Source organism: Pseudomonas sp. ZS1P83 (assembly GCF_054897825.1).
Map to the genome: position 1 here is coordinate 19,398 of NZ_CM142706.1, position 13,206 is coordinate 32,603.

Consider the following 13,206-nt stretch of genomic DNA (forward strand, 5'->3'; position numbering starts at 1 on the left):
AAAAAAGCCGTCATTAAGACGGCTTTCTTGTTTCCAGCACCGGCAATTAACGCCGAGTCAACAACACCCCGGATTCCATGTGATGGGTCCACGGGAACTGGTCGAACATCGCGCATCGGGTGATGCGGTGGGTGTCGTGCAGTTGGGCGATGTTGGCTGCCAGGGTTTGCGGGTTGCAGGAAATATAGAGGATGTTGTCGAAGCGGCGGGTCAGCTCGCAGGTGTCCGGGTCCATACCGGCGCGAGGCGGATCGACGAAGACACTACCGAATTCGTAGCTCTTCAGATCGATGCCGTGCAGACGACGGAACGGACGAACTTCGTTCAGGGCTTCGGTCAGCTCCTCGGCGGACAAACGCACCAACGTGACGTTATCCACAGCGTTTTCGCTGAGATTGCTCAACGCTGCGTTGACCGACGCCTTGCTGATTTCGGTGGCCAGCACTTTGCGCACGCGTGTCGCGAGCGGGAGGGTGAAGTTGCCGTTGCCGCAATACAGCTCCAGCAAATCGTCGGAGCGATCACCGAGTGAGTCGTAAGCCCAGTTGAGCATCTTCTGGTTCACGGTGCCGTTGGGCTGGGTGAACGCGCCTTCCGGCTGGCGGTAGCTGAAGGTGCGGCCACCGACTTCCATCTGCTCGACCACGTAATCGTGACCAATCACTTCGCGTTTGCCCTTGGAACGGCCGATGATGCTGACGTTCAGGTCGGCGGCCAGTGTCGAGGCCGCCGCGTGCCAGTGCTCATCCAACGGGCGGTGATAGCACAGCGTGATCATCGCATCGCCGGCCAGCGTGGTCAGGAACTCCACCTGAAACAGCTTGTGGCTCAAGGCCGCACTCGCTTGCCACGCCGCCTTCAGCTGCGGCATCAACTGATTGATACGCAGGCTTGCGATCGGGAACGCTTCGATCAGGATCGGTGTGCGTTTATCTTCCTGGGAAAACATCGCGTAGTGACGCTCGCCGGCTTCGCGCCACAAGCGGAATTCGGCGCGCAGGCGGAAATTTTGCAGCGGCGAGTCGAACACTGCAGGTTCTGGCGCACCGAACGGGGCCAGCAGGTCACGCAGGCGCGTGACCTTTTCTTCGAGCTGAACGGCGTAAGCCTGGGAATCAAAAGTCATGCGTTGAACCAACCCAACTTGATCACGAATAGAATCGACAGAATCACCAGCGCCGAGTTGAGCTCACGGGCGCGGCCGGACAGCAACTTGATCGCGGTCCAGGAGATGAAACCGAAGGCGATGCCGTTGGCGATGGAGTAAGTGAACGGCATGGCCAGGGCGGTGACCACCACCGGTGCGGCGACGGTGATATCGTCCCAGTCTATTTCGGCCAGGCCGGATGTCATCAATACCGCGACGAACAGCAGTGCAGGCGCGGTAGCAAAGGCTGGAATGCTGGCCGCCAATGGCGAGAAAAACAGCGCCAACAGGAACAGAATCGCCACGACAACGGCGGTCAGGCCGGTGCGGCCACCGGCACTCACGCCGGCTGCGGATTCGATGTAGCTGGTGGTGGTCGAAGTGCCCAGCAGCGAACCGGCCATGGCTGCGGTACTGTCTGCGATCAGGGCGCGCCCCATTTTCGGCATATGACCGTCCTTGCCCATCAGGCCGGCGCGCTTGGCGACGCCGATCAGGGTGCCGGAGTTGTCGAACAGGTCGACGAACAGGAAGGCGAAGATCACGCTGACCAGCCCGATGTCCAGGGCGCCCTTGATGTCCAGTTGCAGGAACGTCGGGGCCAGGGACGGCGGCATCGACATCACGCCGCCAAACGGGGTGAAGCCCATCACGATCGAAACGATGGTCACCGCCAGAATGCCGATCAGTACCGCACCGCGCACTTTAAGCGCTTCAAGTGCCACGATCAGGGCAAAGCCGAGGGTCGCGAGGATCGGGGCCGGCTGTTTCAAATCGCCGAGGCCGACCATGGTTGCCGGGTTGCTCACCACGATGCCCGCGTTATGCAGGGCGATCAGGGCCAGGAACAGGCCGATACCGGCGGCAATCGCCGAACGCAGCGGCAACGGGATGCTGTTGATGATCCATTCGCGGATGCGGAAGATCGACAGCAGGAAAAACAGCACCGCCGAGATGAACACCGCCCCCAGCGCCACTTGCCAGGTATGGCCCATGTGCAGGACCACGGTGTAGGTAAAGAAGGCGTTCAGGCCCATGCCCGGCGCGAGGGCGATCGGGTAGTTGGCGATCAGGCCCATCACCGTGGAGCCGATGGCGGCTGCCAGGCACGTGGCGACGAACACCGCGCCCTTGTCCATACCGGTCTCGCCGAGGATGCTCGGGTTGACGAACAGAATGTAGGCCATGGCCAAAAAGGTCGTGACGCCCGCCAGAATCTCGGTCCGCACGTTGGTGTTGTGTGCCTTGAGTTGAAACAGCCTTTCCAGCATGTCTGCTCCCCGTGGCGCGCCCGGCGCCGTGAATGTATCGACCTCAACAGCAAAGCACAGACCGCTAATGGCGCCCTGGTAATTTTCTGTGGGTCGGAAAAAGCCGCGCATCATACCAGCAGCGTGGGGCTATGGCTGCTTATGGCTGCGATCGTCGTCGATGTTTTGCGCTAAAGCCAACTGCGCCATACTGCGCGCTGGTTTTGGGGGTACTTATGTATTGCATGAATAAACGTCTGATTGCCGTATTCGGAGTGTCGATCGCCTTGTTCCTGGGGGCACATACCGCCTCGGCTGCATCGGCGGCGCCGTTGAGTCAGGTGAACGTACTCAAGGTCGAGTCGCCGGTCTGCGGTTTTGAAGACATCGCGCCGGGGCAGGAGAAAACACGCTGCGATCACAGCGGACCGAACATCAGGATCTACGTGCTGGAAGTCGGCTACGGCCGCGGGGCACATGTCGGGCTGGATGGTTTTGAGGTGAACGGCACCCGCACCCCGGTCTGTGCTTTTGATAATGGCAACCTGACTGAGTGCACCGTCGGGAGAAAAACCGTCGGCTATTTGTATGTCTTTGATCTGGCCGGCAAGCAGGAAGGCACATTTACCTTCAGCAACACGTCGATCAACGCGCCGGGTAATACGCTGTCGACGCAGCTTTACATCAAGTAACGGCGGGTTCGAACAAGGGGCAGGAAAGCTGACTACGCTTTAAAGATCATCCTGTGGACTGCGCCCATGACCTTTAGAGCTCTGATTACCCTCGCCGAGGGCATCGATGACCTGCAATCAGTGACCCTGATTGATGTGTTGCGCCGCGCCAAGGTTGAACTGGTGGTGGCCAGCATCGAGCAGCGGCGCATGCTCACCTGCGCGCGCGGCACCCGAGTGACGTCCGATGCGATGCTGGTGGACGTGCTGGCCCAGCCGTTCGACCTGATTGTGCTGCCCGGCGGTGCCGTGGGGGCGCAACATCTTGCGGCCCATCAACCCCTGCAACAATTGCTCAAGGATCAGGCCGCGGCAGGGCGTCTGTTCGCCGGCATCGCCGAGGCCCCGGCGCTGGCGTTGCAAGCCTTTGGCGTACTGCGTCAGCGGCGTATGACCTGCCTGCCATCGGCCAGCCATCAACTGTTGGGGTGCAACTTCGTCGATCAACCGGTGGTGGTCGATGGCAACTGCATCACCGCGCAGGGTTCGGGGGCGGTGTTGCAGTTCGCCCTGACGCTGGTGGAACAACTCTGCGGTAAGGCCACGCGAGCGGCGGTGGCGGGGGAGTTGTTGGTGTAGCGCCGCACCACAAATCAATTCCCTTGAACGCTCACTACACCCCGAAGTCGTACCCCTTATGACGGCGGTTTGCCAAAACGCCGCGAACGTACGATCAACCGTGAGGTTTTTATGAGCGCTACGACTCCCGATGCTGCGCAGCCGTCATTCGTCCGCCATCCGCTAGGCCTGAACCTCAACGGTCAGGAGTGTCAGCTTGAGGTGTTGCCCTGGACCACGTTGCTGGACCTGCTGCGAGAGCAGCTGGACCTGATCGGTACAAAAAAAGGTTGCGATCACGGTCAGTGTGGCGCCTGCACGGTATTGCTCAACGGCAAACGAGTGAATGCCTGCCTGACGCTGGCGGTGATGTGTGACGGTGCTCAATTGACCACGATCGAAGGCTTGGCCAATGGTGACGAGCTGCACCCGATGCAGCAGGCCTTTATCAAGCACGATGCCTTTCAATGCGGGTATTGCACGCCCGGTCAGATCTGCTCGGCGATCGGGCTGGTCAATGAAGGTCGCGCGCAAACCACCGAGCAGATTCAGGAGTTGATGAGCGGCAACCTTTGCCGCTGCGGTGCCTACAGCAATATCCGCGATGCCATCGAAGAGGCTCTTCCTGCCTGCCGTCAACGTGCCGGGCAAGGAGGTGGCCAATGAACCCTTTCCATTACAGCAAGCCCGATTCGGTGCAGGATGCGGTTCATCTCGCCGGCCCGGCGTCGCGGTTCATTGCCGGCGGTACGAATCTGCTGGATTTGATGAAGGAAAATGTCACCCGCCCCGAGCACTTGATCGACATCACCGGTCTGCCGTTGCGTGAGGTCACTGAAACAACCAAGGGTGGGCTGATGATTGGCGCTCTGGTCAGCAACGCGGACCTGGCCTGGCATCCGCTGATCGAACAGCGCTATCCGCTGTTGTCCCAGGCAATCCTGGCCGGCGCGTCGCCGCAACTGCGCAATATGGCCAGCACTGGCGGCAACTTGCTGCAGCGCACTCGTTGCTACTACTTCTACGACGCCAATGTGCCTTGCAACAAACGCGAACCTGGGAGCGGTTGTCCGGCGCGGGACGGTCTGAACCGAATCCACGCCATCTTCGGCGCCAGTGCGCAGTGCGTCGCCACGCATCCATCCGACATGTGTGTGGCCTTGGCTGCTCTGGAGGCCGTGGTCCATGTGCAAGGTCGAGGTGGAGCGCGGGCCATCGAGTTCGCCGATTTCCACCGTTTACCTGGCGATGCTCCCGAGCGCGACAACCAACTGGCCGACGACGAACTGATCACCGCCATCGAGTTGCCCTCCACGGGATTTGCCGAGAACAGCCATTACCTGAAGATCCGTGATCGCGCTTCTTATGCCTTTGCATTGGTTTCGGTAGCGGCGGCGCTCGACATGACCGGCCCGATCATTCGCGAGGCGCGGCTGGTCCTCGGCGGCGTCGCACACAAACCCTGGCGCGACAAAGCGGTGGAGAGCTGGCTGGCCGGTAAGGCGGTCAGCCGTGAAACCTTCAGCGCCGCCGCCGATGCCCTGCTGCAAAACGCCGAACCTCTCGAACACAACGCTTTTAAAGTCAAACTGGCGCGCCGGGCCATCATCCGTGCGTTGAGCGATGCCGCGCTGGGAGGGCAAGCGTCATGAATACTGACACCAAGCCCATGGGACAGCCGCTGGATCGTGTCGACGGTCAGCTCAAAGTGACCGGCCAGGCTCGTTATGCAGCAGAGTTTCCCGAGGCAGGGCTGCTTCACGGTAGCGTGGTTTCCAGCCGTATCGCCTGCGGTCGGGTGATCAGCATTGATGCGTCCAAGGCCCTGGCGCTGCCTGGCGTGGTCGCGGTGATCGATCACACGAGCCGGCCGAAAATCGCCAGTTATGACAAAGACTATGAAGACGCCGACTCGGCCAAAGGCTCGCCGTTTCGCCCGTTGTACAACGACCGGGTCCTGTTCAACGGTCAGCCATTGGCCTTGATCGTTGCCGACAATCTTGAGTTGGCGCGGTATGCCGGTTCGCTGGTCGTGATCGAATACGAAGCCGAATCTCATCAGACCGATTTGCTGACCCTGCAAGGCGAAGCCCGTCCGGCACCCGCCGAACTCCCCAAACCCCGTGGGAATTTTCAGGCTGAATTTGCCGGCGCGGCCATCAGCCTGGATCTGAACTACAGCACGCCGATCGAACACCACAACCCGATGGAACCTCACGCCAGTACGGTGCTGTATCAGGCCGATGGCAGCTTGCATATCCACGACAAGACCCAAGGCACGCAGAACTGTCAGTCGTACGTGCAAAAGGTCTTCGGTCTGGATAAAGAGCACGTCCGGATTTTTGCCGCTTATGTCGGCGGCGCATTCGGCTCTGGCTTGCGCCCGCAGTATCAATTGCCTCTGGCGGTGATGGCGGCACTGGCGCTCAAGCGCTCGGTGCGGGTGACCCTGACGCGTCAGCAGATGTTCACGTTCGGCTACCGGCCACGCACCTTGCAGCGTCTGCAATTGGGCGCGGCCGCCAGCGGCCGCTTGCTGGCGGTCGCTCATGCCGCCATCGGCCAGACCTCGCGTTTCGAAGATTTCACCGAGCATGTCGTCGAGTGGAGCGGCATGCTCTATCACTGCGACAACGTACAGCTGACCTACAAACTGCTGCCGTTGGACGTTTTCACGCCACTGGACATGCGTGCCCCCGGCGCAGCGCTAGGGTTGATCGGCCTCGAATGTGCGATGGACGAACTGGCCTGTGCGTTGGCGATCGACCCGGTGCAACTGCGCTTGATCAACTATGCGGAGCGCAATCAGAACGAAGACAAACCGTATTCCAGCAAGGCGCTGCGCGAGTGTTATGCCCAAGGCGCCAAACGCTTCGGCTGGGAAAAACGCAATGCAGAACCTCGCAGCATGCGTCATGGTCGGCAGTTGGTCGGCTGGGGCATGGCCGGCGGTGTCTGGGAGGCGATGCAGCAGAAAGCCAGCGCCAAGGCCAGTCTCGATCAAAACGGCAAACTGACGGTCAGCAGCGCGACGACAGACATCGGCACCGGAACCTACACGGTGATGACGCAAATCGCCGCCCAAGCGTCGGGCGTTTCGCTGAAGGATGTCACCTTTGTCCTCGGGGATTCTTCATTACCGACCGCGCCGTTACAGGGCGGTTCGTTCACTGTTTCGTCGGTAGGCACCGCAGTCCAGCAGGCCTGCGAGGCATTAAAGGAAAAGTTGCTCGCCGTAGCGCGGCAGACGCACCCGGCATTCAGTGGCGTGACCTCGGAGCAGGCGGTTTTCGGAGACGGCCAGTTGTCCTTCGGCGAAGCGCGGGTATCGCTGGCTGACCTGGCCCGAGACAGCAACGAAGAAACGCTCGATGTTCAGGTGGACGCCGAGCCCGACAAAAAACGCGAAGCCTACGCCACCGCGACTCATTCGGCGGTGTTCGTCGAGGTATTAGTGGACGAGGATTTGGGGACGGTGAAGGTCCGTCGGGTGGTCAGCGCCATCGCCGCGGGGCGAGTGGTCAATCCGAAAATGGCGCGTAGCCAGATCCTCGGCGGTGTGGTCTGGGGCATCGGCATGGCGTTACACGAAGAGACGCAAACTGACCATGCGCTGGGCCGTCATATGAACCACAGCCTGGCCGAGTATCACATACCAGTAAACGCCGACATCGGCGACATTGATGTGCTGTTTGTCGAAGAACATGATGAGATCGTCAACGCCCTGGGTTCCAAGGGCGTGGGCGAAATCGGTATCGTCGGGGTTGCGGCGGCGGTGGCCAATGCCATTTATCACGCCACCGGAAAGCGGGTGCGGGACTTCCCCATCACCCTGGACAAACTGCTTTAGACCCGGGCTTCTTCCACCGGTATATGCATGCGGTCGCGGTTGGCCAGGGTCGGGAACAGTTTGATCCATGCCCCAGTCACCACCAATGTGCCAATACCGCCCATGACCACTGCCGGCACCGTGCCGAACCAATGGGCGGTCAAGCCGGATTCGAACTCGCCTAACTGATTCGAAGCGCCAATGAACAAACCGTTCACGGCACTGACCCGGCCGCGCATTTCGTCCGGGGTTTCCAGTTGCACGAACGAAGCGCGGATCACCCTGCTGATCATGTCCGCCGCGCCTAATACCACCAACACAGTGAGGCAACCTGTCACGCGGCAAAAGACCACACCGTCCATCATCAAAAATGGGACTACTCTTTTAACGTTGCTTGATCCAGATCAAGTCCGATCGTGGAAATGATCCGCAGGCCAGTTGGCCAGACTCCCTACGTTGTGATGTTTGTAAAAAAAGAACGAATTCAAATTCGCCACACTCCATATCCGTGGGGGCAGTGGGTGTAGGCCACAAGCCTTCAGCCGGTATTACCTGACAGAGGAAGACTTATGTTCGGTTTGGAGGCACTTGATCTCGCCCGGATGCAGTTCGCGTTCACCATTTCGTTTCACATTCTATTTCCCGCCATCACCATTGGCCTGGCGAGTTACCTGGCGGTGCTCGAAGGCCTGTGGCTGAAAACCCATAACGACACGTACCGCGATCTGTACCACTTCTGGTCGAAGATTTTTGCCGTCAACTTCGGCATGGGCGTGGTCTCCGGGCTCGTCATGGCCTATCAGTTCGGCACCAACTGGAGCCGCTTCTCGGACTTCGCCGGCTCCGTGACCGGGCCGTTGCTGACGTATGAAGTACTGACTGCTTTCTTCCTCGAAGCCGGTTTCCTCGGCGTCATGCTGTTCGGCTGGAACAAGGTCGGGCGCAATCTGCACTTCTTCGCCACGGTGATGGTGGCCATCGGCACCCTGATCTCGACCTTCTGGATTCTTGCCTCCAACAGCTGGATGCAGACCCCGCAGGGTTACGAAATCGTCAATGGCCAGGTCATTCCGGTGGACTGGCTGGCGGTGATCTTCAACCCGTCGTTTCCCTACCGTCTGTTGCACATGTCGACGGCGGCGTTCGTCGCGACCGCCTTCTTCGTCGGTTCCTCGGCGGCCTGGCATTTGCTGCGCGGCAAGGACAACCCGGCGATCCGCACTATGCTCTCGATGGCGATGTGGATGGCGTTGATCGTGGCGCCGATTCAGGCCGTCATCGGCGACTTCCACGGGGTGAATACGCTTGAGCATCAGCCTGCGAAAATCGCCGCGATTGAAGGCCACTGGGAAAACGTCGGTGATGAACCGACTCCGCTGATCCTGTTCGGCTGGCCGGACATGAAAGCCGAGAAGACCAAATTCGCGGTAGAGATTCCGTATCTGGGCAGCCTGATCCTCACGCATTCTCTGGACAAACAGGTACCGGCGCTCAAGGACTTTCCGCCTGAAGACCGGCCGAATTCGACCATTGTGTTCTGGTCGTTCCGAGTCATGGTCGGCCTGGGTTTGCTGATGATTTTCACCGGTTTGTGGAGCCTGTGGCTGCGCAAAAGCGACAAGCTGTACACCTCGCGACCGTTCCTGTACCTGGCATTGTGGATGGGGCCTTCCGGCCTGATCGCGATACTTGCCGGTTGGTTCACCACTGAAATCGGCCGTCAGCCGTGGGTAGTTTACGGTTTGATGCGCACGGCGGATGCGTCGTCCAATCACAGCTTCATGCAGATGAGCATCACGCTGATTCTGTTCGTGGTGGTGTATTTCGCGCTGTTCGGCACCGGTCTGGGCTACATGATGCGCCTGGTGCGCAAAGGGCCGAAGATAGACGAAGGCAAGGAAACGCCCGAGGGCGGTCCAGGCAAGAAACGCACACCGGCCCGTCCGCTGTCCGCCGCCGATGACAACGGTGACGGTGATCACAGCCCCAGCCTGACCAAGGAGATTTGAATCATGGGTATTGATCTTCCGCTGATCTGGGCCGTGATCATCATCTTCGGCATCATGATGTATGTGGTCATGGACGGTTTCGACCTGGGGATCGGGATTCTTTTCCCGTTCATCCCGGGCAAGACTGACCGTGACGTGATGATGAACACCGTTGCCCCTGTCTGGGACGGCAACGAAACCTGGCTGGTGCTGGGTGGCGCAGCGTTGTTCGGTGCCTTCCCGCTGGCGTATTCGGTGGTGCTCTCGGCGTTGTACCTGCCGCTGATTTTTATGCTGATCGGGCTGATCTTCCGTGGCGTGGCCTTCGAGTTCCGCTTCAAGGCCAAGGACGACAAGCGCCATCTCTGGGACAAGGCGTTCATCGGGGGCTCAATCGCCGCCACCTTCTTCCAGGGCGTGGCGTTGGGTGCGTTCATTGATGGGTTGCCGGTGGTTAACCGTCAATTTGCCGGTGGCTCACTGGATTGGCTGACGCCGTTCACGCTGTTCTGCGGCGTGGCGTTGGTGGTGGCGTATGCACTGCTCGGCTGCACCTGGCTGATCATGAAAACCGAAGGCAAGTTGCAGGAACAAATGCACAACCTGGCGCGGCCATTGGCGTTCGTGGTGTTAGCCGTGATCGGCATCGTCAGTATCTGGACGCCGCTGACCCACGCAGAAATCGCGGCGCGCTGGTTCACATTGCCGAATCTGTTCTGGTTCTTGCCGGTACCGATTCTGGTGCTGGTGACCATGTACGGTCTGATCCGCGCCGTCGCTCGCAACGCAAATTACACGCCGTTTCTGCTGACCCTGGTGCTGATCTTCCTCGGCTACAGTGGTCTGGGTATCAGCCTGTGGCCAAACATCGTGCCGCCGTCGATCTCGATCTGGGACGCTGCCGCACCGCCGCAAAGTCAGGGCTTCATGCTGGTGGGCACGTTGTTCATCATCCCGTTCATCCTGGGTTACACCTTCTGGAGCTACTACGTGTTCCGCGGCAAGGTCACCCACGAAGATGGTTACCACTAGAACACGCGACAGCGGCGCAGTGCCGATACCTGCGCCCTTTCAGAGGAGATTGCAATGATGGCGGGCAAACATTCCTTGCAGGACATCGAAGCAGCAGAGAAAAAGCCGCTCTGGCAGCGACTCGGCTGGCTGGCGATGATCTGGACCGGCAGCGTTGTGGCGCTGTTCATCGTGGCCAGCCTGATGCGCATGTTCATGAATGCCGCGGGCCTGACGACCCACTGATTTTTGGACACCTGATCCCATCCCGTTGCCTTGCGGCACGGATTTACAACCCTCCTGATGGAGGGTTTTTTTTACCCGTCATTTGCGGGCTTTAAGGATCACGAACTTGGGTGTGGCCGCCACTTGCTCGACGCCGCGGAACAACCGCGCAAGCTTGCTGTGATAACCCAGATGACGGTTGCCGACGATGTACAACGCGCCGCCAACCACCAGTGCCTCTCGGGCCTGCTGGAACATGCGCCAGGCCAGGAAATCACCGACGACTTGTTGTTGGTGAAACGGTGGGTTGCACAGCACCACGTCCAGGGACTGAGGCTCCTGACCCGCCAATCCATCGTCGGCACGTACAATCACTTCCCGGTCACCCAGCGCTGCGCGCCAGTTTTCGGCGGCCGATTGCACGGCCATGAACGATTCGTCCACCATCGTGTAATGGGCCTCAGGGTTTTGCAAAGCACTGGCGATGGCCAAAACCCCGTTACCGCAACCGAGGTCGGCGACCCGCGCCGAGCCGAGGTTCATTGGCAGGTGCGGCAAAAACGCTCGCGTCCCGATATCCAGCCCTTCGCGGCAGAACACATTGGCGTGATTGAGCAGTTCGATCTCTGGCGTGTCGAGTTGATAACGGGTCGGGTAGGGGGACACAACGGGCGCATTGACTTCAGCGGTCGCGATCAGTAGTCGAGCCTTCTTCACCGCCAACGAGGCTTGCACCGGGCCGATGTAGCGTTCCAGCAGATCGCCCGCGGCTCGGGGTAAATGCTTGATCATCGCGGCAGCAATCACCTGAGCACCCGGCGCGAGTTGTCCCTGCAAGCGAATCAATTGCTCTTCCAGCAAGGCGAGGGTTTTCGGGACCCGGATCAGTACCCGGTCAAAGGGGCCTGAAAAGGCTTCGCTGGCCGGTACGCTCGGCACCGCATCAAACGCCTGGCCGTTACGGATCAGATTCTTTTCCAGTCCCTGAAAGGCCAGGAACGAGTCGCCGCTGCTGGTCACTTGAGCCTTGCCCACCAGGCTGGCGGCCAATGCGCCAAAACTGTCGTTGAGCACCAAAACCCGAGTGTCGGCCGAGGGCTGTTGGTCAGCCAGATGAGTAAGCAGATATTCGTCTGCGGCATCAAACGCTTGCAGCGGTTCGTTCTGCTGGTCGGGCTGGCGGATCAGGTCGAGTCGGGCGAAGGGTGTTTCGAGCAAGGGCATGAGGCAGGGCTCTGGGTAATCAACAGGGGTCATCAACGAGGGGCCCGCGGCTCAGGGGCGTTGTAGCGGGCGAGACCGTCCGAGTGTACTGCGTCGTGAAGGTTCACACGTTATCACTCAAGAAGGACCGCAAATGGTACGTTTTTTTCTTTTGGATTACTTGCTGGTTTTTTGGATCAACGTATCGCGCTGGTGCTGAGGAAGCCTTCCTTGGTGGCGGCGAGCACTGCCGAAATCTTGTTAATGACCCCCAGTTTCATAATCGCGCTTTGCACATGGAAATTGACCGTGCGTGCACTGAGGTTGAGGATTATGGCACTCTCATACGCAGTCTTACCCACAGCCGCCAGTTTCAATACGTCGATTTCGCGGGGGGTCAAATGCGGTGCGCAGGGCTTCACAGCTTTCTTGGGCAGTGTCTGCGCGATTAACGTGTGCAGATGGTGCCCAATGAACATTGAAAAACCGAGATTTTCATACAGCTCAAATGCCGTTATCGGGCAATGGCTTCTCGCCAGGCTCAGAATGCTGCAATGACCGTTTTCCTCGTCATGGAACGATTGTGACCAACCGTGCTGCAAACCTCGTTGCTCAAGCGCGTCCCATATCCACGGGGTCTTGGAAAAAAGGTCTTCACTCCAAAGGACAGGTAGTCTGGAGTGATTGCAATGAGCTACCACTGGATCTATCGCGCCGAAGTTTTTTTGTTCATATTCACTGTTCCAGTCCGTGGGGTAGTTGTTGAGCTGGACCGTACTAAAATGGTCAGTTTTTGTTTGGTATGTTGTTGAAAAGGCGAAAAATTTAAAGCCTATATTTTTCGCAAAGCCCAGTGAAAGACGGTAGGCAATATCAATCTCCGTTGTACACGATAACTGGTTGAGTTGTGATTCCTTCCACCTCTCCATCCTATTTCTCCAGTGTAAAGTTGCTTGGGGGGTGCGCATTGGATCCAAAGTCCGGCACGAACCGAGTGTAGGATAATTCCTAAGTGCGCGTTGAGAATTTTTCGCGTTGCTTACGTATTTTAAACAAGTTTTTGGTTCTAACGTTTAGCAGCACGGGCATAGATAGCGGAATGTTGGGCTTCTAAAATAATTGGCTTTGATGTTGTGAGTTAACTGAGCGGTTAGTATTGAATCGTTTATATGAAGATATTGAAAAATGAGCGTACTTGACTAAAGCCACTACAAATCATCGGTGTTTAAGCCACTCGCTTTGCGGGACACTGTGGCTATCTGTT

Annotated in this window: 12 protein-coding genes and 1 pseudogene; 8 read left to right on the forward strand and 5 right to left on the reverse strand. The window is 58.8% G+C overall.

Features of this window, described 5'->3' with window-relative positions; all coding sequences use genetic code 11:
• Window positions 1–46: 46 nt before the first annotated feature.
• Window positions 47–1,126, reverse strand: coding sequence for a tRNA (uridine(54)-C5)-methyltransferase TrmA (trmA, locus tag ACYZT0_RS00125; RefSeq protein WP_462044136.1), 1,080 nt, complete (start codon window positions 1,124–1,126; stop codon window positions 47–49).
• The gene (locus ACYZT0_RS00130) at window positions 1,123–2,418 is read right to left on the reverse strand and encodes an NCS2 family permease (RefSeq protein WP_462044137.1); all 1,296 of its coding nucleotides are present in this window, start codon (window positions 2,416–2,418) and stop codon (window positions 1,123–1,125) included. The genes trmA and ACYZT0_RS00130 overlap by 4 nt, the downstream gene beginning before the upstream one ends.
• A gap of 215 nt (window positions 2,419–2,633) precedes the next feature.
• Between ACYZT0_RS00130 and ACYZT0_RS00135 the strand changes: the two genes are divergently transcribed.
• The 5 genes from ACYZT0_RS00135 to ACYZT0_RS00155 all read left to right on the forward strand — a co-directional run bounded on the left by ACYZT0_RS00135 (window position 2,634) and on the right by ACYZT0_RS00155 (window position 7,536).
• Window positions 2,634–3,089, forward strand: a complete 456-nt coding sequence (locus ACYZT0_RS00135; protein ID WP_462046656.1) for a DUF4879 domain-containing protein — start codon at window positions 2,634–2,636, stop codon at window positions 3,087–3,089.
• Window positions 3,090–3,155: 66 nt separating this feature from the next.
• Window positions 3,156–3,707, forward strand: a complete 552-nt coding sequence (locus ACYZT0_RS00140; RefSeq protein ID WP_462044138.1) for a DJ-1 family glyoxalase III — start codon at window positions 3,156–3,158, stop codon at window positions 3,705–3,707.
• 111 nt (window positions 3,708–3,818) lie between these two features.
• A complete protein-coding gene (locus tag ACYZT0_RS00145; RefSeq protein WP_462044139.1) occupies window positions 3,819–4,352 on the forward strand; it encodes a (2Fe-2S)-binding protein in 534 nt (177 codons plus the stop codon).
• On the forward strand, window positions 4,349–5,338 hold the full coding sequence (locus ACYZT0_RS00150) for an FAD binding domain-containing protein (RefSeq protein WP_462044140.1): 990 nt from the start codon (window positions 4,349–4,351) through the stop codon (window positions 5,336–5,338). Before ACYZT0_RS00145 ends, ACYZT0_RS00150 begins: the two co-directional genes overlap by 4 nt.
• Entirely contained in the window at window positions 5,335–7,536 is a 2,202-nt protein-coding gene (locus ACYZT0_RS00155; RefSeq protein ID WP_462044141.1) for a xanthine dehydrogenase family protein molybdopterin-binding subunit, read from the forward strand. Before ACYZT0_RS00150 ends, ACYZT0_RS00155 begins: the two co-directional genes overlap by 4 nt.
• Here ACYZT0_RS00155 and ACYZT0_RS00160 read toward each other — a convergent pair.
• Window positions 7,533–7,841, reverse strand: a pseudogene (locus tag ACYZT0_RS00160) (MFS transporter); the annotation flags it as partial. The gene ACYZT0_RS00155 and the pseudogene ACYZT0_RS00160 sit on opposite strands and share 4 nt — an antisense overlap.
• Before the next feature lie 243 nt (window positions 7,842–8,084).
• Here ACYZT0_RS00160 and ACYZT0_RS00165 point away from each other — a divergent pair.
• The 3 genes from ACYZT0_RS00165 to ACYZT0_RS00175 are packed head-to-tail and all read left to right on the forward strand — an operon-like array spanning window position 8,085 to window position 10,760.
• Complete coding sequence (locus ACYZT0_RS00165; protein ID WP_462044142.1) at window positions 8,085–9,524, forward strand: cytochrome ubiquinol oxidase subunit I; 1,440 nt, start codon at window positions 8,085–8,087, stop codon at window positions 9,522–9,524.
• A gap of 3 nt (window positions 9,525–9,527) precedes the next feature.
• On the forward strand, window positions 9,528–10,535 hold the full coding sequence (gene cydB, locus ACYZT0_RS00170) for a cytochrome d ubiquinol oxidase subunit II (protein ID WP_462044143.1): 1,008 nt from the start codon (window positions 9,528–9,530) through the stop codon (window positions 10,533–10,535).
• Between the two features lie 57 nt (window positions 10,536–10,592).
• Entirely contained in the window at window positions 10,593–10,760 is a 168-nt protein-coding gene (locus ACYZT0_RS00175) for a DUF2474 domain-containing protein (protein WP_348125295.1), read from the forward strand.
• Window positions 10,761–10,838: 78 nt separating this feature from the next.
• Here ACYZT0_RS00175 and ACYZT0_RS00180 read toward each other — a convergent pair whose 3' ends face one another.
• Both ACYZT0_RS00180 and ACYZT0_RS00185 read right to left on the reverse strand, forming a co-directional pair.
• On the reverse strand, window positions 10,839–11,963 hold the full coding sequence (locus tag ACYZT0_RS00180) for a methyltransferase (protein ID WP_462044144.1): 1,125 nt from the start codon (window positions 11,961–11,963) through the stop codon (window positions 10,839–10,841).
• A gap of 176 nt (window positions 11,964–12,139) precedes the next feature.
• Window positions 12,140–12,871 carry a LuxR family transcriptional regulator gene (locus ACYZT0_RS00185; protein WP_462044145.1) on the reverse strand — a complete coding sequence of 244 codons (732 nt, stop codon included), beginning with the start codon at window positions 12,869–12,871 and terminating at the stop codon, window positions 12,140–12,142.
• Window positions 12,872–13,206: the final 335 nt, after the last annotated feature.